Consider the following 21944-nt stretch of genomic DNA (forward strand, 5'->3'; position numbering starts at 1 on the left):
AGGGCGGCAAGTGGTTAGCCTGGCGTGCGGCACCCGATAATACGGTTTTTGCACCAGCCTGCCGTTCTTTGCGCCATGCATACCTTCTTCGCGCCCGACCTCGCCGGCCCTACCTATACCCTGCCCGAAGACGAAAGCAAGCACGCCGTGCGCGTACTGCGCCTGAGCGTGGGCGACGAAGTGGAACTACTCGATGGCCGGGGCGGCCTTTACAAAGCGGCTGTGGCCGATGCCAACCTCAAGCGCTGCCAGCTCCGCATCACGCACCACGAAACGGTGGCGCCCCGCTCCTATTTCACCCACGTAGCCGTGGCCCCCACTAAAAACCTCGACCGCATGGAGTGGTTCGTGGAAAAGGCCGTGGAAATTGGCGTCGAGCGCATCAGCTTCCTGCGTTGCGCCCGCTCCGAGCGCCGCGAGCTGAAGCTGGAGCGGATGGAAAAAATTGCCATCAGCGCGCTGAAACAGTCAGGCCAGGCCTGGCTGCCACAACTGGATGAGATGCAGGATTTTGGGGATTTCGTGGCCGGGGTTACGCCCGAAACCACGTTCATCGCGCATCTGGAAGAAGGCGAGCGCACCGCGCTGGCGCAGGTGACCGGCGCGGGGCCGGGCTGCTGCGTGCTCATTGGTCCGGAAGGCGATTTTACGCCGCAGGAAATTGCGCTGGCGCTGGCCAAGGGCATTCGGCCGGTCACGCTGGGCAATTCGCGGCTGCGCACGGAGACGGCCGCGCTGGCGGCGGTTTTCACGGCCCACATCGGTCGCTGAAATCTGCTACTGCGGCTCTACGTGAATCAGGACGTGGCCGAGCTGCGGGAGCCGACTGCGCAGCGTGTCCTTGAGGTGATGCGCGATTTCGTGGCCTTGCCGCACGGTAATATCCCCGCTGACTTTGGCGTGCAGGTCGACATGGTATTGCATCCCAGCTTTGCGAATGAAGCACTTTTCGGTGCCCCGCACGCCCTCCACCGTAGCGGCCACCTGCCTGATTTCGAGCACCAAATCATCGTACACGTGCTCGTCGAGGATTTCGCCCAAGGCGGGCCGGAAAATCTGGTAGCTGTTGTAGAGGATGAAGCCGGCGGCGAACAGGGCGGCCCAGTCGTCGGCCGACTCGTACCCTTTGCCGAGCACCAGCGCGATGGAAATGCCGACGAACGCGGCCACCGAAGTGATGGCGTCGCTGCGGTGGTGCCAGGCATCGGCTTTGAGCGAGGAGCTGTTGGTTTCCTCCGCCTTTTTCATTACCGTGCGAAAGGAAATTTCCTTCCAGATAATGATGCCGCCCAGAATGGCCAGCGTCCAGGCTTTGGGCAGGGCGTGCGGCGTGCCAATGTTCTGAATGCTTTCGTAGGCGATAATCGTGGCCGAGGTTATCAGAAAGCCCACCACCAGAAACGTCACCAGTGGCTCGATGCGGCCGTGGCCGTAGGGATGGTTTTTATCGGCCGGCCGGCTGGCGTACCGGAGCCCCAAAAGCACCAGCAACGATGCAAAAATATCGGTCGTGGATTCGATGGCATCGGCCACCAGCGCGTAGGAATTGCCGAAATAGCCGGCCACGCCTTTGATTAGCGCTAAGCTCGTGTTGCCAATGATGCTGAAATAGGTGGCTTTAACGGCTGTTTCCTCGTTGGTCATAAAGCAGGCAAAAGGCAGTACGGAAGCGAAGAAAAGCGGCAGGTACGCGTTATTTCAGGTAATACGTCTGCATAAACTGCACGGCTTCTTTTTCGTCGGCCACGCAGACATCGCAGAACGTTCCGACGCCGTTGACTGGCCCTTCGTACTCCCAGGCAAAGTTGTTGGGCGTCTGGCCGGCAGCGCTTACCGCCAGCAGGGTACCTTTCGGAATCACAGACAGCACGTTGCCATTGGCAAACCGCACCTTAAAGCCTGGCTCACCATTCAACTGCGTTTTACCAAGGTATTTTACCGTGACTTCCTTGCGGTCAGGCCCATAGGAATAAAAAATATCCGTGCGCTTGCCGGCTTTCGCCCAGAAGCTCAGGTGCTCGTAGCTGACCGTGCCCGGGGTACCATAGGAATACGACGCGACTTTGGTTGGCGCGCTCCTAGTTTGGGCGCGGGCCGAGGCCCCGAACAACAGCAGCGTGGCGGTGATGGCAAAAAGCGGGGCCTGCATAGTCAAACGGCTAAAGTTCGGAAAGTTCGGCGGTGGCACCACCGAGGCGGATGGTCCTGCGGTGGCATTTACTAACACAAGCGTTTAAATGTTGTCGGTTAGCAGCCGGCGAATGGCGGCCAGATGCGCCAGCAGCACAAGGGGCACTACACAACCCGGCAACCACACAAACGGAAAATGCAGGATGGCCACGTTGGGCTGCTCGAAGGCGAAGCGCTGCAAGGGCGTGGGGGCCGACAGCAGCGCATTGACCACGATGTTGAGCAGGGAAGCCAGCCCGAGGATATTCCAAAACAGCAGCCCGCCTCGACCTAATTGCTGGCTACGGAAGGCAAAATAATAGACCACGGGTGCGGTCAGACCCGCCAGAATATCCCAGTTGCGGCCTTCGAAGGTCATGAGCTGCGGCACGGCTTTCTGCATATACAGGCCGAACAAAACCAGTTCCACCGGAATGCGGACGACGTGCAGCGCGGTCAGCATGTCGAGGCGCAGCCCCGCCAGCCAACGGCGGCCGGAAGCCGTGGCAAACAGCGCCACTATCAGAAGCAGCGGCGGCCCCAGCAGCAGCGCCAGCCGCGGCGGCAGCGAGCGGCTGATGGTGTAAAAGCCGCTCAGGCCCACCGCGCCCTGCCCCAGCAGCCATGCCAGCAGCACCAGCAGCACGCGCCCGGAGCGGTGCGCGGCCAGGTAAAACAGCCAAACGGCGAGGCCCGTAGTCAGGCCAAAAACGAGGCTGAGAAGCGCGGTATCGGGGAGCGTGTGCATGGCCGGGCGGGTTGGTTTTTAGTACGCCACAAAGGAACTGGCGGCCCGGCCGTCCCGGCTTGCCAAATGGCAAGAAATGCGGCCCGCCAGCTATTTCGGCGGGTTTCCCTTCCGAATCCGACTTAGCGAGGTGTCGGTGACGCCGAGGTAGGAGGCGATGGTTTTGAGGGGCGCGTGCTGCAGGATTTCGGGGCTGGCGCGCAGCAGGCTGGCGTAGCGGGCGGCGGCGGGCTCGGTTATCAGGGCCAGCATGCGGCTTTTGAGGGCCGCGTAGCCGCGCACGAGCACCGCCCGGCCAAACTCCCGAAACTCGGGCCGGGCGTGAAACAGCGCGTTTAGCTGCTGGTGCGTGATGGCCCAGCCGGTACAGTCGGTGAGCGCCTGAATGTATTCCTGCGAGGGCGTGCGGTTGAAAAACGACGCCACCTCGAACACTACCTGGCCGCTGGCATAGAAGCCGGTGGTCACGTCGTGGCCGTTGGTATCATAGGCAAAGGCGCGCACGAAGCCGCTGTCCAGAAACAAGTACTCGTCGCTAACTCTGCCGGCTTGCAGCAGGAATTCGTGCTTGCCGATGGCCTTCGGGACGAAAACGCTGGCAATGTCGGCGGCCTGCCCGGCGCTGATGGGACCCATGCTCTGGAAAAATTGGGTGAGCTTCTCGTTAGTCATGAATCCTGTCCAAAATCGCGGCCGGCTGGGGCAGCGAATATAGGCGCGAAGCCGCCAGGGTGGCTACATTGCGTCTCCGGTGCAAGTCGCACCGGCCCCGGGCCCGAACTTTACGATTCCGTCTGCCATTATAAAGCGGGCGGGTCTGGCCTGCCCACTTATTTTATGCTGAAATACCTGCTTTTATCCGCTTCGCTGCTGCTATCGGCTGCCGCTCCTGCGCCCAGCTTCCGCATTGCCAAGCTGCACTACGGCGGTGGGGGCGACTGGTACGCCAACAAAACATCGCTGCCCAACCTCATCACCTTTTGCAATCAGGCGCTGAAAACCAACATCGCGCCCGACGAAGCCACCGTGGAGCTCGACTCGCCGGAGCTGCTCTCCTACCCGTTCATTCACATGACCGGGCACGGCAACGTGAGCTTCACCGCCGCCGAGGCCAAAAACCTGCGCCAGTACCTCACGGGTGGGGGCTTCCTGCACATTGATGATAATTACGGGCTCGATAAATTCATCCGGCCCGAGATGAAAAAGGTGTTTCCTGAGCTGGAGTTCGTGGAGCTGCCCTACTCCCACCCGATTTACCATCAGAAATATCAGTTTCCCCGCGGCTTGCCCAAGGTGCACGAGCACGACGGCAAGCGCGCCCAGGGGTTCGGGCTGGTATACAAAGGCCGGCTGGTGTGCTTTTATTCCTATGAATGCGACTTGGGCAACGGCTGGGAAGACGTGGGCACCTACCCCGAAGACTCGCCCGCCGTGCACGACGCGGCCCTGCGCATGGGGGCCAACCTGGTGAGCTATGCCCTGACCCAGGACTAAGCAAAACCGTAGCACCGCGTCCGCGGGCCTATTTTCGTCCTGCCAACGTTGTTCTTCACTATGTCTCACCCACAGGAAAGCCCGGCTATTCTGCCGCGCCTTCGCCACGAAACCAGACCGTTCCACGATGCCGTGGAGCAAAACCACTTTAACCTGGCCCTGGGCGCGGGCACGGTGACGGCGGCCGATACCGCTCAATTCCTGGCCAGGATGTACGGTTTTTTGCAGCCTTATGAGGCGCAGCTGCACGCCCACGCCGCCGCCTTCGGGCCGGCCTGGCTGCTCGACCAGCGCTACCGCGCCCCCCTGATTCTGGAGGACCTGGCCCGACTGGGCCACCCTGCCCCGCCACCGCGCTGCCCCGCGCTGCCACCGCTGAGCACCCGCGCCCAGCTGCTGGGGGCCATGTACGTGTTCGAAGGCTCCACGCTAGGCGGGCAGGTGATTGCGCGGCAGCTCGATAAGGCGGGCATTGCCGCGCACGCCTTTTTCACGGGCCGGGCCGAGCGCACCGGGCCGCTCTGGAAGGCCTTTGGCGAGCAGCTGACCGAGGCGGCCGAAGCCGGCCACGACGACCCAGCGGCCATTGTGGCTTCGGCCGTTCACACTTTTCAAGCCCTTGCTAAATGGCTCAATCAGCCCTAAAAAACTTTACCGACGAAAGCCTGCTCGGCCAGCCCATCACGCTCAATAACTGCGACCGGGAGCCCATTCACATCCCGGGACTGATTCAGCCCTACGGCTTTTTGCTGTGCCTCGACGAGCAGAGCCGCCGCGTGGTGCAGGCCAGCGCCAACACGCTGACACTGCTGGGCATGGCGGCCGAAACCCTCATCGGGGCTGGCCTGGGCACCTTGCTGGAGCCCGAGCAGCTGCTGGAAGTGGAGCGCGTGTGGGCCAAGTTGGGGACCGACGCCCGGCTGCTGGGCATTCACCTCGGCCGGGTGACGGGCCAGCCGGCCTATAAGCTCATCCTGCACCGCTACGACGGCCTGCTGTGGGTGGAGGGCGAGCCGCTAAGCGAAACCAGCGTGAGCGCGCTCGACCTGCCGGCCCTCAACGTGAGCCTGGGCCGCCTGCTCACGGCCGAAAGCGTGCTGGAATGCTGCCAGGTGACGGCCGAGCAGGTGCGAACCATCACTGGGTTCGACCGGGTAGCCATCTACCGCTTCGCGCCCGACGACAGCGGCGAAGTCATTGCCGAAGACGTGCGCGAAGACCTGCCCCCCTGGCTGGGCATGCACTACCCGGCCACCGACATTCCAAAGCAGGCCCGGGCCATGTACCTAAAAAACTGGCTGCGTTTCATTCCCAATGCCCACTACGCGCCGGTACCGCTGGTGCCCACGGTGGCGCCCGGGGCCAGCCGCCCGCCCGATATGACGTATTCGGTGCTGCGCAGCGTGTCGCCCATTCACCTCGAATACCTGCACAACCTGGGTTCGGAGGCCACCATGACCATCTCTCTCATTCAGGAAGGGCGGCTGTGGGGCATGGTGACCTGCCACCACCAAAGCCCGCGCTTGGTGAGCTACGAGCTGCGCGACCTGTGCCAGTTCCTGGGCAAAACGGTGTCGGCCCTGCTCAAAACCAAGGAACTGCAGGACGAGCAGGCCTACCGCCTGCGCATCCGAGAAGCCCAGGTGGGGTTGTTTGATTTGGTGAGCACCCAGGCCAATTTCATGGACGGCCTGCACCGCTTCACCCCCAGCCTGCTGGATGTGCTGGACTGCGGCGGCGCGGCCATTGTTTTCGACGGCGAAGTCATCACCCTCGGCCATACGCCCAAGCCCCGCCAGATTGAGGAAATTGTGGAATGGCTGCGCGCCAATAATCCGCACGATGTTTTCGTGACCGATTCCTACGCGCAGCTCAACCCGGACGGCAAGGCCATTCGCACCACGGCCAGCGGCATTTTGGCCGTGGCCCTGGCCCGCGAGGCCGGCGACTACATCCTCTGGTTCCGGCCCGAGCAGTTGCAGACCGTGACCTGGGCCGGCCGCCACGAGAAAAACCAGACCACCGCCGACGGCCAGATTTTCCTCTCGCCCCGCCAGTCGTTTGAGGCTTGGAAGCAGACCGTGGAAGAAACCTCGGCCCCCTGGCTGCCCCTCGAAGTGGAGGCCGCCAAGGAAATCCGCCTGCACATTTCCGACATCCGCCTCAAGGTTTTCAACGAGCTACAGGCCAAAGCCCTCAGCCTGACCCGCCTCAACGCCGAGCTGGAGCGCAGCAACGACGAGTTGGACTCGTTTGCCTACGTGGCCTCGCACGACCTTAAAGAGCCCCTGCGCGGCATCCACAACTACTCGCTGTTTTTGCTGGAAGACTACGCCGACAAGCTCGACGACGAGGGCGTGAGCAAGCTGCGGACCCTGGTGCGCCTCAGCCAGCGCATGGAAGCCCTGATTGAGTCGCTGCTCCAGCTCTCGCGCGTGGGCCGGGTCGAGCTGGTGGTAGAAGCCGTGAACTTGAACGATGCCCTGACCGACATTCTCGACCTGCTGCATCCCCGCTTCGAGCAAACCCGCACCACCGTTACCGTGGCCGGCCCCCTGCCCACCGTGCGCGGCAGCCGCACGTCCATCCAGGAAGTTTTCAACAATCTGCTGACCAACTCTCTACGATATAACAATCACGCCGAAAAGCGTGTTACCATCGGCGTGGCCTCACCCGAAATTCGCGGCCCGAAAGGCACCGGAAATCCAGCCGATTTTGTGGTAATTTACGTACAGGACAACGGCATCGGCATCGACCCGAAGCACCACGAGAATATCTTTAAAATCTTCAAGCGCCTGCACGCGCAGGACAAGTACGGCGGAGGCACCGGGGCCGGCCTGGCCATTGCCCGCAAAATGGCGGAGAAAAACGGCGGCGAGCTGTGGGTCGATTCCACGCTCGGCCACGGCGCCACCTTCTATTTTTCGATTCCCATCAGCCTGTAAACCAATGAATCCCACCGCCCTCATCCCCATCCTCGTGGTGGAAGACAGCGTCGAAGACTTCACGGCCCTGAGCCGGGCCTTCCGTAAAAACGCGGTGCCCAACCCCCTGCTGCGCTGCGAAGACGGCGACCAGGCCCTCGAGTACCTCAAGGGCCACGGCAAGCACCCGGACTACCCCAGCCAACTGCCCGTCATCATCTTGCTCGACCTCAACATGCCCGGCACCGACGGCCGTGCCGTGCTCGACGTGCTCAAGAACGACCCGACCTTACACACCATCCCGGTCATTGTGTTCACCACTTCGTCCAACAGCATCGATATTGCCGAATGCTACCGCTTGGGAGCCAACAGCTACCTCACGAAGCCCATTGGCTATTCCGAGCTGGAAGAAAAAGTGCGGCTGATTATTCGTTATTGGCTGGAGGCTTCCGAGCTGCCGCTGGCTGGCTAGACCGAAATTTGTGAAGCGAATTCTACTGATTGACGACAACCCGGAGGACCGGATGCTGTACCGGCGCTTTCTGGGCCAGCAGTCTGGTTTTCAGCGGCTGGAAATAGTGGAAGCCTCCTCGGGGGCCGAAGGCCTGGAGCAATTCCGCCTGCAGCAGCCCGACTGCGTACTCCTTGACTACAACCTGCCCGACACTGATGGCCTGGACCTGCTTGTGGCCCTGCGTGAGCTGGCCCCGCCCGAGACGTTGTGCGTGGTGATGATAACCGGCGGCGGCAACGAGGCCTTGGCCGTGCGCGCCCTTAACTCCGGCGCTCTCGACTACCTGGTGAAGCAGCAATTTGACCGCGAGCTGCTAAACAAAACCGTGCTGCACGCCATCGAAAAAAACGAGTGGCGGCAGTACGTGGCCCGCTACCACGGCGAGCTGCAGGGCGTGAACCGCGAGCTGCGCGATTCGCTGGCCGAGCTCACCGAAATCCGGCAGGAGCTGAACGAGAAAAACGCCCAGCTTAGCGCCGCCAATCAGGAAATCGGGGCGCGCAACCGCCTGCTGGCCCGCACCAATCAGGACCTCGACAACTTCGTGTACGCGGCCAGCCACGACCTGCGCCAACCCCTCGACAACCTGCGCGGCCTCTTCGACGAGTTGCGCCGCACCGCCACCTTCCAGGACCCCGAGGAAGCCGTGGTGATGCGCCTACTCGAAGATTCGCTGCACAGCCTGTCCACCACCATCACCGACCTGGCGGCCGTGGTGCAGGAGCAGCGCAGCCCCGGCGAACAGTCCGCCGAGCAGGTTACTTTCGCCAGCCTAGTGGCCGATGTGCTGAAAGCCCTGCGTCCGCAGCTGGAGGCCACCGACGCCCACGTCGATACCGATTTTTCCGCGCTGCCGGCCCTTCGCTACGTGCGCAGCAGCCTGCGCACCATCCTCATCAACCTGCTGGGCAACGCCCTCAAGTACCGGCACCCCGACCGTGCGCCCCACATTCAAGTACGTACTTATCAGGCCGATGGCTGCCCGGTGCTCGAAGTGAGCGACAATGGTCTGGGCATGAACATGGACCGCCATGGCAACGAGCTGTTCCAACTGTTCCGGCGCTTCCACCCCCAGGTGGGCGAAGGCACCGGCGTGGGCCTGTTCCTCGTCAATCGGCTGGTGCAGTCCGAAAGCGGCCACATTGCCGTCGAAAGCGAAGAGGGACAGGGCACGGTGTTCCGCGTGTTCCTGCACGGAAAACGTGGAAACTGTTAAAATCGACTGCAGTTATTCCGAGCGGAGCGAGGAATCTGAGGTATGCCGGTTGAACGGTTCTACCAAGATTCCTCGCTCCGCTCGGAATGACTGCAATCGACTCAGCGCACGCCCTGCGCGGGAAAGCGCCCCGACTTAGTGCGGTAAAATGCCTTGATTTTGGCTTCATCGGCCTCATAGTCGCCCGTGGGCCACACGGCTTCGCCAATACCGGCTTCCTTTTTGGCATAGTCCAGGTAGCCCAGCCGAATGGGCACGTGCGCGCCCAGCGCGGCAAAATAGTAGCCCTTGCGCCAGCGCGGCTGGTAGGCGCGGGTGCCCTCCGGCGTAATGAGAATCACCAGCTCGTCGTGCTCATCAAATAGCTTCACCATGCCATCCACGAGGCTATTGTTACGGCTGCGGTCCACGGCCAGGCCGCCGATGGCCTTCACCAGCCAGCCCAGCGCCCAGTTTTCGGTCCACTCCTTTTTCACGGTGAAGCGCACGGGCACGCCCATCAAATAAAAAGCGGCCCGGGCCAGGATGATGTCCCAGTTGCTGGTATGCGGGGCCGCAATCATCATGCTTTTCTTAATGTCGGGGTTATGAATCTCGCCCAGGTGCCAGCCGGCCACGCCGAACACGAGCTTGGCCATGGCATACCAGAAAGGGGATTTCGAACGAGCAGACTCAGGAGACATCAGTGTAGTAGCGCAAGGATAGATGAATAAAACGGCCAAAACAGCGACGCAGCTGTTAGGTTCCCCATCAATGGGAGTGCAAAGATGGGCAATTGGTCCAGAATAGCATTCAGGAGCCGCCCGCGCCTACAGCAGCGCCTGCAAGGCCTCGGCCTGCCCCATGGCATAGCGGTAGCCGATGTCGAACAGCTCAGGGCCGCGCTTGTAACTCAGGGGGCGGTAATGGCGTAGCTCGGGCGGCTCCAGCAGTAAGTCGCACTGGCTTTTGCGGGCCGCTGTATTGGCGTTGATGGCCAGGTGCAGGGTGCGCTCGATGAGGCGGCGGAAGGTGGGAATGCGGGCTTCAGGGTTGATGGGGTTGCAGTGCACGCCCACCACGCGCAGGTTGGTTTGGCCCAGCAGCGGCTCCACGGGCAGGTTGTTGAGCAGGCCGCCGTCCACCAGCTGCCGGCCCTGGTACTCTACCGGCCGGTAAATTATCGGCACCGCCGACGAGGCCAACAGCGGCGGCAGCAACGCCCCCGAGTTGAAATACACCGACTCGCCCACCATCAAATCGGTGGCCACCAGCGTCAGCGGCCGGCTCAAATCTTCGAAGTTGACCGTGCTGCCCAAGTGCCGGGCCAGCAGCTGCTCCACCGCATCTAAGTGCAGCAGCCCAAACCGGCTGAACGCCGGCCGCGTGAGCCGAAACACATTGGTGCCCAGCAGCAACCGCAGAATCTCGCGCGGCGCAAAGCCCGCCGCGTAAAACACGCTGGCAATGGCCCCCGAACTCACGCCCGCCAGCTGCGCCACCGGCAGTTGCAGTTCATCAAGCGCGGCCAACACGCCCAAGTGCGCAATACCCCGCGCCCCGCCGCCCGATAGTGCCAATCCTAGCTGCGGATTGGCGGGTTGGTGGATTGGCGGGTTGGGAGAATCGTAAGGAGGATGCACGCGCTTTGCTGTCGGGTTTTGTCCTGATACGTAATTACGCTCCCCCTACGCCAACTTACCAACTCACAAATCTGCCACCCGCAGGGTCTGGTCCAGGCGCACGCCTTTGTCGGTCAGGGCCACGGTGCAGGCTTCGTTGGTGGGGTCGTGTTCCAGCAGCAGTACCCAGTTTTCTTCGGCGGCGCGGCGCAGCACGGCTTCTTTTTCGGGCATCGTGAGGAGCGGGCGTACGTCGTAGCTCATCACGTAGGGTAGCGGAATGTGGGCGGCGCTGGGCAACAAATCGGCCATGAAAGCCAGCGTGCGGCCTTTATAATCCAGCACGGGCACCATCATTTTCTCAGTATGCCCGTCGGCCACAATGATTTCGCGTAACTGTGGCAGCGCATCGGGCACCCCTTTTTGCAGGTCGATGAATTTCAAATGCCCGCTTTCCTGAATCGGCAGAATATTATCCTTCAGAAAGCTGGCCTTTTCGCGCGGGTTAGGCGTCACGGCCCAGTCCCAGTGCGCCTCGTTGCTCCAGTAGATGGCATTGGGAAAAGCCAGTTGCAGCGCACCATCGGGCCGGCGCTGCACCGAGCCACCGCAGTGGTCAAAGTGCAGATGCGTCAGAAAAACATCGGTAATGTCGGCGCTGGTGAAGCCCAGCTTGCGCAGCGACTTTTCCAGCGTGTCGTCGCCATGCAGGTAAAAATGTCCCCGGAATTTCTCGTCCTGCTTATCACCAATGCCGTTGTCGATGAGCAGCAGCCGGCCGCCGTCCTCAATCAGCAGGCAGCGCATGGCCCAAGTGCACATGTTGTTGGCATCGGGCGGGTTCAGCTTCTGCCACATGCTTTTGGGCACCACGCCAAACATGGCGCCGCCATCAAGCTTGAAAAGGCCGGTATCGAGGGTGTGAACTTTCATTTTGAAGGGTATGAGGGTGGGAAGGTAGGGGGCAGGAGGTTTGAGGGATAATGATGCAATAGTACTTCAACTCCTACCCTCCTACCCCCACAGCTTCTTACCCTACTCTACCACCACGCCCATCGCCGAGAACTTGTCAATGCGCTGCGAAATCCGGTCTTCCACCGAAATCGCGCTCAGTTCCTTCAGCGTCTTGAGCAGCGTGCCTTTCAGGGTTTCAATCATGCGCTCGGGGTCGGTGTGGGCTCCGCCCAGCGGCTCTTTCACAATGCCATCGACCAGGCCCGCCGATTTCATGTCGGTGGCCGTGAGCTTGAGCGCCTCGGCCGCCTGCTCCTTATAGTCCCAGGAGCGCCACAGAATGCTGCTGCACGACTCCGGCGAAATAACGGAGTACCAGGTGTTTTCCAGCATTAGTACCCGGTCGCCAATGGCAATACCTAACGCCCCACCGCTCGCCCCCTCGCCGATAATGACGCAGATAACCGGCACCTTCAGCATAAACATCTCCTTGAGGTTACGGGCAATGGCTTCGCCCTGCCCCCGCTCCTCGGCCTCCAGGCCGGGAAATGCGCCGGGCGTGTCAATCAGCGTCACCACCGGCACGTTGAACTTCTCGGCCAGCTTCATCAGGCGCAGGGCCTTGCGGTAACCTTCGGGGTTGGGCATCCCAAAGTTGCGATACTGCCGCTGCTTGGTGTTATGGCCCTTCTGCTGACCGATGAACATGACGGTCTGCCCGTCAATCTCGCCGAAACCGCCTACCATGGCCTTGTCGTCGCTCACGGTGCGGTCGCCGTGCAACTCCACGAACTTTTCGGCCATGCCTTCTATGTAATCTAAGGTATAAGGCCGCTCCGGGTGGCGCGAAAGCTGCACCCGCTGCCAGCGCGTGAGGTTGGCGTAGGTTTCCTTTTTGAGGTCTTTAATGCGTTTTTCCAGCGCCGCGACGGCTTCGCCTACTTCCACGTCGCTGTCGGCAGCGAGTTTCTGCATTTCAAGAAGTTTACCTTCGAGGGCGGCGATGGGTTGTTCAAAATCGAGGAGCATGAGCGGCGAATGGCTTGGCAAGTGAGTAGGAAGGCGAAAATAGCGGGTAGCAGCGGTCTAAACAGGGCTTGCGCCCGCCACCACCGCTCCTAAATACAGTGGGCGCGGCGGTTGGCAAAGGTAAAACATCTGCCGTTGCGGCAGTGCCAGAAAAATAATCAGGCTGATAAACAACTCCCAAGCTCCAAAATGAGGCAGATTCGAGAAAAATATTGGCCTCATCCTTGCGGTTGGCAATTTCTTTCCCCTACCTTTGTGTCACCAAAGCGGAAAAGCACACGGCTTCTCCACTTGAGACAAACGGTTTGGTAGTTCAGTTGGTTAGAATGCCGCCCTGTCACGGCGGAGGTCGCGGGTTCGAGTCCCGTCCAGACCGCTACCGTTTGTAGAAAAGGCCGTTTCCAATACGGAAACGGCCTTTTTATTTCTCTATTACGACAAGGCAAGATTTTGTCAGCTTGTTTTGTCGCCTCAGTTATGGAAGAGCATTCGGCTTTTCCACAAGACAAACGGTTTGGTAGTTCAGTTGGTTAGAATGCCGCCCTGTCACGGCGGAGGTCGCGGGTTCGAGTCCCGTCCAGACCGCTACCGTTTGTAGAAAAGGCCATTTCCTTATCGGAAATGGCCTTTTTTATTACCCAAACGATAAATTTTATTGGATAATAAAAGTCCCTCGGCCGAAGAGGGCGGGCGCGCCATGCAATTACCTATTCTAGCTCTGAATGCAACAATTAGGGTTAGCCAAGCCCTGGTTTACTCATCAACGGGTCGAAAACCGTAACAATCGGGTGATTCTTACCTTCCGCGATAGTTGGGGTGGCCAACCTTTGCAGCAGTATACTTGCGCTGCACAAGACGTTTATGTGTAGCGGTGCATGCCAGAAAAATATAACGCTTCAACAACCAACGCGTTCCGGGCATGTAATAAGCTTCCCTTACCTGCTCTGGTGGTAGACCGTTTTTTAACTGAAAACACTTCAACAATCTGATTGAAGTTTATAATTATTGGTTTGATTCGTGATTCCCAAATCGGTGCGCAAAGCGCGGATTGGGGAGAAATTCAACGTCTTCGACTTTGAGCTGAGCACCGGGGGTGTGGCGATTGGGACGCTAGACTCCGGAACCTGTGCGTTTTTTGACCACCGCGACTCCAAAATTGTGAAGCGGCTGGGGGAACTGGCCCGCAAGTAGCGGCAGACTGTTTTCCCTTATTACATTATCTAACCCTCATTCTATTTATGGAAAAGCGCAAATTGGGCCCTGATGGACTTGAAGTATCGGCTCTGGGCCTGGGCTGCATGGGCCTGACTTTTGGCTACGGCCCTGCCACTGATGCCACCGAAGCAACCAGACTCATCCGGGCGGCGGTAGACCTGGGCGTGACCTTCTTCGACAGCGCCGAAGCCTACGGCGAGGCCAACGAAACACTGGTGGGCCGTGCCCTGGCCCCGGTGCGTCACCAAGTGATGATTGCCACCAAATTCGGTTTTCAGGAGGGCAGTTCCACGAAAGGCTTGGATAGCAGCCCGGCACGCATCCGGCTGGTGGCCGAGCAGTCGTTGAAGCGCATGGGCACCGACCGGATTGACCTGTTTTACCAGCACCGCCCCGACCCGAATGTACCCATCGAAGACGTGGCCGGCACGGTCCGCGATTTGATTGCGGAAGGCAAGGTGAAGCATTTTGGCCTCTCGGAGGCGGGGGCCGACACCATCCGCCGGGCGCACGCCGTGCAGCCGGTCACGGCCTTGCAGAGTGAATACTCACTATGGTGGCGACAGCCGGAGCAGGAAATTATGCCACTGCTGGCGGAATTAGGCATTGGGTTTGTGCCGTTCAGCCCGCTGGGCAGGGGTTTTCTGACGGGCAAGATTGATGAGAATACGCAGTTTGACAAGTCGGACTTCCGCAATATTGTGCCGCGCTTCACGCCCGAGGCCCGCAAGGCCAACCAAGCGTTGGTAGCCTTGCTGAGCAGCATTGCCCAAAGCAAAAATGCCACCCCGGCGCAGATTGCGCTGGCCTGGCTATTGGCGCAGAAGCCCTGGATTGCTCCAATTCCCGGCACCACCAAGCTGCACCGCCTCGAAGAAAACCTCGGCGCCGCCAAGCTGGAATTATCGGCCGACGACCTGGCGCAAATTGAAGCCGCGGCGGCCAGCATCACAGTGCAGGGCGACCGGTACCCCGCGCACTTGCAGCAGCACGTGGGCCGCTAAGAATGCCGGTGGTCGGAGATATTAATTTTCGGTCCTCATTGCCGAGCGGGTTATCAGCGAAGCCAAGGCGCTGCTGCACCACCCCGACTGAGACGTGACCGCCGTCGGCTACGGCTTGGGCTTCGGGTATGCTTCCTGTATCAACATCTTTTTCAAGAAGCATACCGGCAGCACGCCGCTGGCTTTTCGCAAGGCTGTTTGATAAGTAAAAGCATTTGAATGCGCTGGAAGCACCCGCGTGGCCGGCCGTTACTGCTATCCATCTGCAACCTTGCCTGTTCACTTCTCATCACGCCGGGCAAGTTACTGAAGGTGCTGAAGCGGCTGATTGTCTAAAAGAAACTGGTGCCATCTGGTTGAAAGCCCGGACATGGGCCCACTTACATCATGGCATAGGGACATCTTTTTCACGTGGGTGGTTCTGCCCGCAGCCGACTTTGCCATTCGGGGCGAACGTGGGATAGCCTTGTCGTTTGCGTATTTCGCGGAGCGAACCTTGAAATCCGAGCATGAAAAACCTGATGCTATTCCTGTTGCTGCCTTTGTTCAGCCACCACCGGCTCAGCGCCCAGCCCGGGCCCGTGCCGGCCGGGCGCGTAGTCGTCACCTACCTCGACTCGAAGCTGCTGCGCAATAACCCTGGCGGCGAAAACGCACGCCGCCGCGTGAGCGTGTACCTGCCCGCCGGCTACGATGCCAGCCCGCAGCAGCGCTACCCTGTGCTTTACTACCTGCACGGCTTCACCTGGAACGACAGCCTGATTTTCAACAAAGACGGCATGAAGGACCTGCTCGACCAAGCCATTGCCGAGAAGCAAATCCGTCCCATCATCGTGGTGGTGCCCAATGAGCAGACGCGCTTTGGCGGCAGTTGGTACGTGAACTCCGCCACCAACGGCCCGTGGGCCGATTTCACGGCCAGGGAACTGGTGAGTTTCATCGACCAGCAGTTTCGGACGCTGGCCCGGCCCGGCAGCCGGGGCCTGGCCGGGCACTCCATGGGCGGCGGCGGCACGCTGCGGCTTGCCCTGCAATACCCCGGTCCCTGGGCAGCGGCCTACGCCCTGAGCCCGGCTCTGGTGGGGCCGCACCCCAGCTACCTGCCCGGCCCGGGCCTGCCCGTGGCCCTGCGCGCCGCCGGCCCGGCAGGCCTGCAAGGCAGCCATCCGGCGCAGTCGACGGTGGCAGTGGCCCGGGCCTTCTCGGCCAATCCGAAGGCGTTGCCGTTCGGGGCCGATTTGCCCGGCTCGCTGGGGGCCGACAGCTTGGCCCGGCGCGATGCCGCGCTCACGCGCTGGGTGGCGGCCACCCCTACCTACTTGCTGCCCACGCACACCGCCAGCCTGCGGCAGCTGCGGGCGCTGGCCTTCGATTGGGGCGCGCAGGACGAGGTGCTCCACATCCCGCCCACCTGCCGCACGTTCAGCCAGTGGCTCAGCTCCTATGGCATCCGCCACACGGCCGAAGAATACGAGGGCACCCACGGCAGCCGCATCATGGGCCACGAGGGGCGCATATTCCGGCACGTACTGCCGTTTTTCGATAAGCACCTGGATTTTTAGCCTTGCAAAATCCCTGCTTTGTTGAAATAGTTTTGGGCATCTGTGGCTTTTGCCCAACCCGAGAACTCATGCTAAGCGGAGTCGAAGCATGACGTGCTTCTATTAGCCGAAGCCATCTATCCGAAGCCATCCTTCCACAATTTCTCCAATGAAACTCATCCGCTACGGCCAGCCCGGCCACGAGAAGCCGGGCGTCATCATCCAAGACCAAATGTTCGACGTTTCGGCCTTTGGCGAAGATTACAACGAAACATTTTTCACCACCAATGGCCTGCAACGGCTCGCCGAATTCCTGCAAGCGCACGAAGGCCGGCTGGCGCCCATTGCCGCCGGCGAGCGCCTCGGCCCGCCCGTGGCGCGGCCCTCCAAAATCCTGTGCATCGGCCTGAACTACGCCGACCACGCCCGCGAAACCGGGGCCACGCCGCCCCCCGAGCCGGTGCTGTTTATGAAATCGACCACGGCCTACGTGGGGCCGAATGACGACCTCATTATTCCCAAAAACTCGACGAAAACCGACTGGGAAGTGGAGCTGGCCGTGGTCATCGGCAAGCGCGCCTCTTACATCTCGGAGGCTGATGCGCCCGCCTGCATTGCCGGCTACGCGCTGCATAACGACGTATCGGAACGCGAGTTTCAGCTGGAACGCAGCGGCACCTGGGACAAGGGAAAGGGCTGCGACACATTTGCGCCCGTCGGCCCGTTCCTGGCCACGCCCGATGAAATCGGCGATGTCAACAACCTGCGCCTCTGGCTCTCGGTGAACGGCCAGATGATGCAGGACGGCACCACTGCCAACCTCATTTTCAAGATTCCCTTCTTGATTTCTTACCTCAGCCAATTCATGACGCTGCTGCCCGGCGACATCATCTCGACCGGTACGCCCGCTGGCGTGGGCCTGGGCATGAAACCGCCCGTATACCTGAAGCCCGGCGACATAGTGGAGTTGGGAATCGACGGCCTCGGCGCCTCGCGCCAGGAGGTAAAAGCCTATGCGCCAGCGTAGCGGACAGCCCTCGAAAGCGCAGAAAAGCGGGCTCCCCCACCCTTGGTTTGCTGGTGAGGAAGCCCGCTTTTTCAGCCTGATTCCGCCTAAATATATCGGTTAATCAGGTTCTCCAGATACTCCTGGCGGCCGCTGGTCACAGCCGGTTCGCCGTTGGCGGCGGCGTAGTTGCGCAACTGTTCCAGCGTAAGCTGGCCCTGGGCAAACTGCTGGCCCACGCCCGCGTCGAACGAGGCGTAGCGCTGCTGGCGGATTTGCTTATAATCAGATTTTTGCAGCACGTTATCAGCTGTAATCAGCGCCCGGGCAAACAAGTCCATCCCACCGATATGAGCGTGGAACAGGTCCTGCACATCGGTGGAGTTGCGGCGGATTTTGGCGTCGAAATTGATGCCACCGCCTTGCAGGCCGCCCGCTTCGAGCAGCACTAGCATGGCCTCGGTCAGCTCGTAGATGTCGTTCGGGAACTGGTCGGTATCCCAGCCATTCTGGTAGTCGCCGCGGTTGGCGTCCATGCTGCCCAGCATCCCGGCATCGGCCGCTACCTGCAACTCGTGCTGGAAGGTATGGCCGGCCAGGGTGGCGTGGTTCACCTCCAGGTTCAGCTTGAAATCGTCGAGCAAATCGTACTGCCGCAGGAAGCCGATGACGGTGGCCGCATCGTAGTCATACTGGTGCTTGGTGGGTTCCATCGGCTTGGGCTCGATGAAGAAATTGCCCTTGAAGCCCTGCTGGCGAGCGTAGTCGCGGGCCGTGTGCAGGAAGCGGGCAAAATGCTCCTGCTCACGCTGCATGTTAGTGTTCAGCAATGACATATACCCCTCGCGGCCGCCCCAGAACACGTAGTTTTCGCCGCCCAGCGCGATGGTCGCGTCGATGGCGGCCTTCACCTGGGCCGCACCGTGGGCCAGCACGTGGAAATCGGGGTTGGTAGCCGCGCCGTTCATGTAGCGGCGGTGCGAAAACAGATTAGCCGTGCCCCAGAGCAGCTTCAGGCCGGTTTCCTGCTGCTTTTGCCGGGCGTACTCGGTCAGGGTGTGGAGGCGGCGCTCGTTGTCGGCCACGTCGTTGGTATAGTCTACCACGTCCACATCGTGAAAGCAATAGTAGGGCAGGTTGAGTTTGGAGAGAAACTCAAACGCGGCGTCCATTTTCGCCTTGGCCCGGGCGATGGGGTCTTTCTCCGAATCCCAGGGAAACAGGTGCGTGGGCTCGCCAAACGGGTCGGCGCCGGAGCCGTTGAACGAGTGCCAGTAGGCCCCGGCAAAGCGCAGCCAATCCTTCATTGGCTTGCCGGCCACCACCCGCCCGGCATCATACCAGCGGAAAGCGAAGGGATTATCAGATTCCAGTCCCTCAAACTTAATTTGAGGAATATCAGCGAACAGCGTTTTGGCGGTTAAGCTCATGCGATGAGGGAAATAAGGCAGATGTTGAATACTGATTAGTAGAATTATGCCACAGGCAACGCCGCCGGCATCAACGCTGGCAGCAGCGACAGCAACACCTGCCGCCACCGCTGATAGGCAGCCTCATAAGCTGGCGCGTCGGCGTCGGGATACACGGTGCGCAGTGGCGGTACGGCGCGGAAAGCCACAGCCGGCGTGGCGTAGTAGCCCACCCCGATGCCCGCGCCCAGGGCCGCACCCACGCTGCCGTCGGTTTCGTAGAGTTCCACGGCTAGTCCGGTGGCATTCACAAAAGCACGCGTAAACAGCTCACTCAGAAACATATTGGTATAGGCAGCGCGCACCACGGCAGGGTGCAGGCCACCGGCGCGCATCACATCGAGGCCGTAGCGGAAGGCGAAGGCCACGCCCTCCTGCGCGGCCCGCAGCAAGTGAGCGGGCGTGTGCACATTCAGGTCGAGGCCATGGAAATGAGCCCCTACGGGATGGTTGGCCAGCATACGCTCCACGCCGTTGCCGAAGGGCAGGCAAAGCAGCCCATCGCTGCCCGCCGGGGCCTTGGCCGCCAGCGCATTGGCCCCGGGGTAGCTCAGGTGCGCGGCAAAGGTTTGTTTGGCCCAGCGGTTCATGCTGCCCGCGCCGTTGATGCAGAGCAGTACGCCCAGCCGGGGCTGCGCCCGGGTGTGGTTGACGTGTGCAAACGGGTTTACCCGCGACTGTGCATCCACAAATAGCTGGTCGGTCACGGCGTAAATCACGCCCGAGGTGCCGGCCGTAGCGGCTACTTCGCCGGGCTCCAGCGCGTTTAGGGCCAGGGCATTGTTGGGCTGGTCACCGGCCTTGTACGCGACGGGGATGCCGGGCGTAAGGCCCAGCTCGGCCGCCACCTCGGGCCGAAGCTGGCCGTGTGTTGAAAACACGTCCTGCACCAGCGGAATCAGCTTTTTGTCGAACCCAAAATAGTCCAGCACCTCACCAGATAGCTCGTGACGGGCAAAATCCCAGAATATCCCCTCCGACAGCGCCGATGGGCTGGTGGTGGCCACGCCGGTGAGCTGCAAGGCCAGGTAGTCGCCGGGCAGCATGATGTGGTCGATTTGTGCGTAGAGCGCGGGCTCGTTTTCGCGCACCCAGGCCAGCTTTGCGGCGGTGAAATTGCCCGGCGAATTCAGCAGGTGCGTCTGGCAGTATTCGTCGCCCAGGGCCTGCTGCGCGGCTTCGCCGTAGGGCACGGCGCGGCTGTCGCACCAGATAATGGCATCGCGCAAGGGCTGGCGGGTTTCATCGACCACTACCAGCCCATGCATCTGGTAGGCAATGCCAATGGCCCCGATTTCGACCGGATTATAAGCGCCCGTGGCGTGGGCTTTCCTGATGGCGTGTTGGGCATCGGCCCACCACTGGCGCGGGTCCTGCTCGGCCCAGCCAGGCTGGCGCACGATGATTTCGCGCTCCGTGTCGGGGTAGCTGGCGGCAGCCAGCACGCGCCGCGTCGCGGCATCCACCACCGAAACTTTGATGGAAGACGTACCTAAATCAATGCCAAGAAGCAACATAAAATCTACGCTAAGCCATTGACGAATACCCTTTCACTACCGGCCCATCCAGCCACCATCCACGGTGAGAATAGTGCCGTGCACGTAGTCCGAGGCGGCCGAGGCCAGGAATACGGTGGGGCCTTTGAAATCCTCGGGGGTGCCCCAGCGGCCGGCCGGAATGCGGCCCAGAATGGTCTGGCTGCGCTCCTCATCCTCGCGCAGGGCGGTGGTGTTGTCGGTGGCGATGTAGCCGGGCGCAATGGCATTCACGTGCACGCCCCGGCCGGCCCATTCGTTGGCCAGCGCCTTCACCAGCGAGCCCAAGGCACCTTTGCTGGCCGCGTAGCCCGGCACGTTGATGCCGCCCTGAAAGGTGAGCAGCGAGGCCGTGAAAATAATTTTGCCGCTGCCCTGGCGCAGCATCTGGCCGCCAATGGCACGAGCCAGCCGGAACGGCGCGTCGAGGTTGATGGCCAGCACGTCGTCCCAGTCCTGGTCGGAATGCTCGGCAGCGGGCGCGCGACGGATGGTGCCGGCGTTGTTAATCAGGATGTCGATGCGCGGAAAAGCCTGTTGCACCTGCGCGATAAATGCATCGGTGGTGGCGCGCTGGCTGAAATCGGCCTGGTAGGCGTGGAATTCGCGGCCCAGCGCCCGCACCTGGCGGGCGGTGTCGCCGCCATCGGCCGCCAGCGTGGCCGATACGCCGATGATGTCGGCGCCGGCTTCGGCCAGCCCCAGCGCCATGGCCTGGCCAATGCCCTTGTTGCAACCGGTTACCAGCGCAATTTTGCCGGTCAGGCTGAAAGCGGAATTACTACTCATGCAGGAAGAAAGGGCTTGCTGAAAAATGCGACTGCCCAAAAGTAGCGCCGCCCGCCCGGCGCACTCTTCCGCACTCTACTGAATTTTATTGGCATCTGGGCCATGCATGCTGTGCAACCCAGGCCGATTGAATAGCTTGACCAACGTACTCACAACATGCCAAGCATCTGCAAACCAGAAAAATGCAGCCATACAGCTCGAAAAATAATTGCACCTTGCAGCAGTGTTAACCGAACTGCTTGCGCAACTAAAACGCCTCCTGCATCATGAAAAAAACGCTTTTTGGTGGGTTAATGGGGCTAGTTGTAGCCCTGGGCAGCGCGGGACCTGCTTGCGCCCAGAACACACCGACTGTCAGCCATGTCGCGCTCTACGTCTTCGACCTGCAGAAAAGCGTGGATTTCTACGGCAAGGTGCTGGAATTGCAGCAGATTCCGGAGCCATTTAAGGACGGCCGCCACGTCTGGTTCCGGATGGGGCCGCACAGCCAGCTGCACATCATTCAGGGCGCGGCCAAAATAGAGCCGCACGACAAGAATCTGCACCTAGCTTTCAGCGTGAAAGACCTGAAAAAATTCACTGCGCACCTCGACCAACTTGCCACCACCTACGGCAGTTGGGCCGGCTTGGCCCGGGAATCGACGGCCCGGCCCGATGGCGTGAGGCAGGTGTATCTGCAGGACCCGGACAACTATTGGGTCGAAGTGAACGACGACCCGTTTTAGCCTGCCTCCCT

Annotated in this window: 22 protein-coding genes and 2 tRNA genes; 13 read left to right on the forward strand and 11 right to left on the reverse strand. The window is 60.9% G+C overall.

Going from position 1 to position 21944, the window contains the following annotated elements; genetic code table 11:
• Positions 1-75 precede the first annotated feature (75 nt).
• Positions 76-771, forward strand: a complete 696-nt coding sequence (locus I7X13_RS04200) for a 16S rRNA (uracil(1498)-N(3))-methyltransferase (RefSeq protein ID WP_198074456.1) — start codon at positions 76-78, stop codon at positions 769-771.
• A 6-nt stretch (positions 772-777) separates the two neighbouring features.
• On the opposite strand, the gene I7X13_RS04205 is transcribed toward I7X13_RS04200, so the two are convergent.
• The 4 genes from I7X13_RS04205 to I7X13_RS04220 form a co-directional block, all read right to left on the reverse strand.
• Positions 778-1644 (reverse strand): cation diffusion facilitator family transporter, encoded by an 867-nt coding sequence (locus tag I7X13_RS04205; RefSeq protein WP_198074457.1) that lies wholly within the window; start codon positions 1642-1644, stop codon positions 778-780.
• Positions 1645-1693: 49 nt separating this feature from the next.
• Positions 1694-2149, reverse strand: a complete 456-nt coding sequence (locus I7X13_RS04210) for a hypothetical protein (RefSeq protein ID WP_198074458.1) — start codon at positions 2147-2149, stop codon at positions 1694-1696.
• An 84-nt stretch (positions 2150-2233) separates the two neighbouring features.
• Positions 2234-2917, reverse strand: coding sequence for a hypothetical protein (locus tag I7X13_RS04215; RefSeq protein WP_198074459.1), 684 nt, complete (start codon positions 2915-2917; stop codon positions 2234-2236).
• Positions 2918-3007: 90 nt separating this feature from the next.
• Complete coding sequence (locus I7X13_RS04220; RefSeq protein ID WP_198074460.1) at positions 3008-3589, reverse strand: Crp/Fnr family transcriptional regulator; 582 nt, start codon at positions 3587-3589, stop codon at positions 3008-3010.
• 165 nt (positions 3590-3754) lie between these two features.
• Between I7X13_RS04220 and I7X13_RS04225 the strand changes: the two genes are divergently transcribed.
• Genes I7X13_RS04225 through I7X13_RS04245 form a run of 5 tightly spaced genes read left to right on the forward strand, consistent with a single transcriptional unit; the run spans position 3755 to position 9065 of the window.
• A complete protein-coding gene (locus I7X13_RS04225) occupies positions 3755-4411 on the forward strand; it encodes a DUF4159 domain-containing protein (RefSeq protein ID WP_198074461.1) in 657 nt (218 codons plus the stop codon).
• Between the two features lie 60 nt (positions 4412-4471).
• On the forward strand, positions 4472-5056 hold the full coding sequence (locus I7X13_RS04230; RefSeq protein WP_198074462.1) for a biliverdin-producing heme oxygenase: 585 nt from the start codon (positions 4472-4474) through the stop codon (positions 5054-5056).
• The gene (locus tag I7X13_RS04235; protein WP_198074463.1) at positions 5038-7356 is read left to right on the forward strand and encodes an ATP-binding protein; all 2319 of its coding nucleotides are present in this window, start codon (positions 5038-5040) and stop codon (positions 7354-7356) included. Before I7X13_RS04230 ends, I7X13_RS04235 begins: the two co-directional genes overlap by 19 nt.
• Before the next feature lie 4 nt (positions 7357-7360).
• Complete coding sequence (locus I7X13_RS04240) at positions 7361-7807, forward strand: response regulator (protein ID WP_198068649.1); 447 nt, start codon at positions 7361-7363, stop codon at positions 7805-7807.
• Positions 7808-7817: 10 nt separating this feature from the next.
• The gene (locus I7X13_RS04245; RefSeq protein ID WP_198074464.1) at positions 7818-9065 is read left to right on the forward strand and encodes a sensor histidine kinase; all 1248 of its coding nucleotides are present in this window, start codon (positions 7818-7820) and stop codon (positions 9063-9065) included.
• Between the two features lie 101 nt (positions 9066-9166).
• On the opposite strand, the gene I7X13_RS04250 is transcribed toward I7X13_RS04245, so the two are convergent.
• The 4 genes from I7X13_RS04250 to I7X13_RS04265 all read right to left on the reverse strand — a co-directional run bounded on the left by I7X13_RS04250 (position 9167) and on the right by I7X13_RS04265 (position 12649).
• Entirely contained in the window at positions 9167-9703 is a 537-nt protein-coding gene (locus I7X13_RS04250) for a 1-acyl-sn-glycerol-3-phosphate acyltransferase (RefSeq protein ID WP_211531983.1), read from the reverse strand.
• 171 nt (positions 9704-9874) lie between these two features.
• The gene (locus tag I7X13_RS04255; RefSeq protein ID WP_317191520.1) at positions 9875-10687 is read right to left on the reverse strand and encodes a patatin-like phospholipase family protein; all 813 of its coding nucleotides are present in this window, start codon (positions 10685-10687) and stop codon (positions 9875-9877) included.
• A 63-nt stretch (positions 10688-10750) separates the two neighbouring features.
• The gene (locus tag I7X13_RS04260) at positions 10751-11599 is read right to left on the reverse strand and encodes an MBL fold metallo-hydrolase (RefSeq protein WP_198074465.1); all 849 of its coding nucleotides are present in this window, start codon (positions 11597-11599) and stop codon (positions 10751-10753) included.
• A gap of 102 nt (positions 11600-11701) precedes the next feature.
• Positions 11702-12649, reverse strand: coding sequence for an acetyl-CoA carboxylase carboxyltransferase subunit alpha (locus I7X13_RS04265; protein WP_198068657.1), 948 nt, complete (start codon positions 12647-12649; stop codon positions 11702-11704).
• Between the two features lie 302 nt (positions 12650-12951).
• On the opposite strand from I7X13_RS04265, the gene I7X13_RS04270 reads away from it, so the two are divergent.
• From I7X13_RS04270 to I7X13_RS04295, 6 genes are all read left to right on the forward strand, one after another.
• Positions 12952-13025: transfer RNA gene (locus tag I7X13_RS04270), tRNA-Asp, on the forward strand.
• 135 nt (positions 13026-13160) lie between these two features.
• Positions 13161-13234, forward strand: a tRNA-Asp gene (locus I7X13_RS04275).
• 432 nt (positions 13235-13666) lie between these two features.
• Positions 13667-13840: a hypothetical protein gene (locus tag I7X13_RS04280; protein WP_198074466.1), complete on the forward strand. Its 174-nt coding sequence runs from the start codon at positions 13667-13669 to the stop codon at positions 13838-13840.
• A 47-nt stretch (positions 13841-13887) separates the two neighbouring features.
• Positions 13888-14868, forward strand: coding sequence for an aldo/keto reductase (locus tag I7X13_RS04285; protein ID WP_198074467.1), 981 nt, complete (start codon positions 13888-13890; stop codon positions 14866-14868).
• Positions 14869-15377: 509 nt separating this feature from the next.
• Positions 15378-16430 (forward strand): alpha/beta hydrolase, encoded by a 1053-nt coding sequence (locus I7X13_RS04290; RefSeq protein WP_198074468.1) that lies wholly within the window; start codon positions 15378-15380, stop codon positions 16428-16430.
• Between the two features lie 148 nt (positions 16431-16578).
• Positions 16579-17436: a fumarylacetoacetate hydrolase family protein gene (locus I7X13_RS04295; RefSeq protein WP_198074469.1), complete on the forward strand. Its 858-nt coding sequence runs from the start codon at positions 16579-16581 to the stop codon at positions 17434-17436.
• 86 nt (positions 17437-17522) lie between these two features.
• Here the strand turns inward: I7X13_RS04295 and xylA are convergent, their stop codons facing one another.
• Genes xylA through kduD form a run of 3 tightly spaced genes read right to left on the reverse strand, consistent with a single transcriptional unit; the run spans position 17523 to position 21208 of the window.
• Entirely contained in the window at positions 17523-18845 is a 1323-nt protein-coding gene (gene xylA, locus I7X13_RS04300; protein ID WP_198074470.1) for a xylose isomerase, read from the reverse strand.
• Positions 18846-18889: 44 nt separating this feature from the next.
• Entirely contained in the window at positions 18890-20401 is a 1512-nt protein-coding gene (locus tag I7X13_RS04305) for a xylulokinase (RefSeq protein WP_198074471.1), read from the reverse strand.
• Positions 20402-20437: 36 nt separating this feature from the next.
• Positions 20438-21208, reverse strand: a complete 771-nt coding sequence (gene kduD / locus I7X13_RS04310) for a 2-dehydro-3-deoxy-D-gluconate 5-dehydrogenase KduD (RefSeq protein WP_198074472.1) — start codon at positions 21206-21208, stop codon at positions 20438-20440.
• A 266-nt stretch (positions 21209-21474) separates the two neighbouring features.
• Between kduD and I7X13_RS04315 the strand changes: the two genes are divergently transcribed.
• Entirely contained in the window at positions 21475-21933 is a 459-nt protein-coding gene (locus I7X13_RS04315; protein WP_198074473.1) for a VOC family protein, read from the forward strand.
• The last annotated feature ends 11 nt before the right edge of the window (positions 21934-21944 follow it).

It is taken from the genome of Hymenobacter negativus, from assembly GCF_016056375.1.
Lineage (GTDB): Bacteria > Bacteroidota > Bacteroidia > Cytophagales > Hymenobacteraceae > Hymenobacter > Hymenobacter negativus_A.

Bases quoted from the DNA above. Each gene is read 5' to 3' on its own strand.
- I7X13_RS04200 (WP_198074456.1), top strand. From the start codon at position 76: ATGCATACCTTCTTCGCGCCCGACCTCGCCGGCCCTACCTATACCCTG.
- I7X13_RS04205 (WP_198074457.1), bottom strand. From the start codon at position 1,644: ATGACCAACGAGGAAACAGCCGTTAAAGCCACCTATTTCAGCATCATT.
- I7X13_RS04210 (WP_198074458.1), bottom strand. From the start codon at position 2,149: ATGCAGGCCCCGCTTTTTGCCATCACCGCCACGCTGCTGTTGTTCGGG.
- I7X13_RS04215 (WP_198074459.1), bottom strand. From the start codon at position 2,917: ATGCACACGCTCCCCGATACCGCGCTTCTCAGCCTCGTTTTTGGCCTG.
- I7X13_RS04220 (WP_198074460.1), bottom strand. From the start codon at position 3,589: ATGACTAACGAGAAGCTCACCCAATTTTTCCAGAGCATGGGTCCCATC.
- I7X13_RS04225 (WP_198074461.1), top strand. From the start codon at position 3,755: ATGCTGAAATACCTGCTTTTATCCGCTTCGCTGCTGCTATCGGCTGCC.
- I7X13_RS04230 (WP_198074462.1), top strand. From the start codon at position 4,472: ATGTCTCACCCACAGGAAAGCCCGGCTATTCTGCCGCGCCTTCGCCAC.
- I7X13_RS04235 (WP_198074463.1), top strand. From the start codon at position 5,038: ATGGCTCAATCAGCCCTAAAAAACTTTACCGACGAAAGCCTGCTCGGC.
- I7X13_RS04240 (WP_198068649.1), top strand. From the start codon at position 7,361: ATGAATCCCACCGCCCTCATCCCCATCCTCGTGGTGGAAGACAGCGTC.
- I7X13_RS04250 (WP_211531983.1), bottom strand. From the start codon at position 9,703: ATGGCCAAGCTCGTGTTCGGCGTGGCCGGCTGGCACCTGGGCGAGATT.
- I7X13_RS04260 (WP_198074465.1), bottom strand. From the start codon at position 11,599: ATGAAAGTTCACACCCTCGATACCGGCCTTTTCAAGCTTGATGGCGGC.
- I7X13_RS04265 (WP_198068657.1), bottom strand. From the start codon at position 12,649: ATGCTCCTCGATTTTGAACAACCCATCGCCGCCCTCGAAGGTAAACTT.
- I7X13_RS04285 (WP_198074467.1), top strand. From the start codon at position 13,888: ATGGAAAAGCGCAAATTGGGCCCTGATGGACTTGAAGTATCGGCTCTG.
- I7X13_RS04290 (WP_198074468.1), top strand. From the start codon at position 15,378: ATGAAAAACCTGATGCTATTCCTGTTGCTGCCTTTGTTCAGCCACCAC.
- I7X13_RS04295 (WP_198074469.1), top strand. From the start codon at position 16,579: ATGAAACTCATCCGCTACGGCCAGCCCGGCCACGAGAAGCCGGGCGTC.
- xylA (WP_198074470.1), bottom strand. From the start codon at position 18,845: ATGAGCTTAACCGCCAAAACGCTGTTCGCTGATATTCCTCAAATTAAG.
- I7X13_RS04305 (WP_198074471.1), bottom strand. From the start codon at position 20,401: ATGTTGCTTCTTGGCATTGATTTAGGTACGTCTTCCATCAAAGTTTCG.
- kduD (WP_198074472.1), bottom strand. From the start codon at position 21,208: ATGAGTAGTAATTCCGCTTTCAGCCTGACCGGCAAAATTGCGCTGGTA.
- I7X13_RS04315 (WP_198074473.1), top strand. From the start codon at position 21,475: ATGAAAAAAACGCTTTTTGGTGGGTTAATGGGGCTAGTTGTAGCCCTG.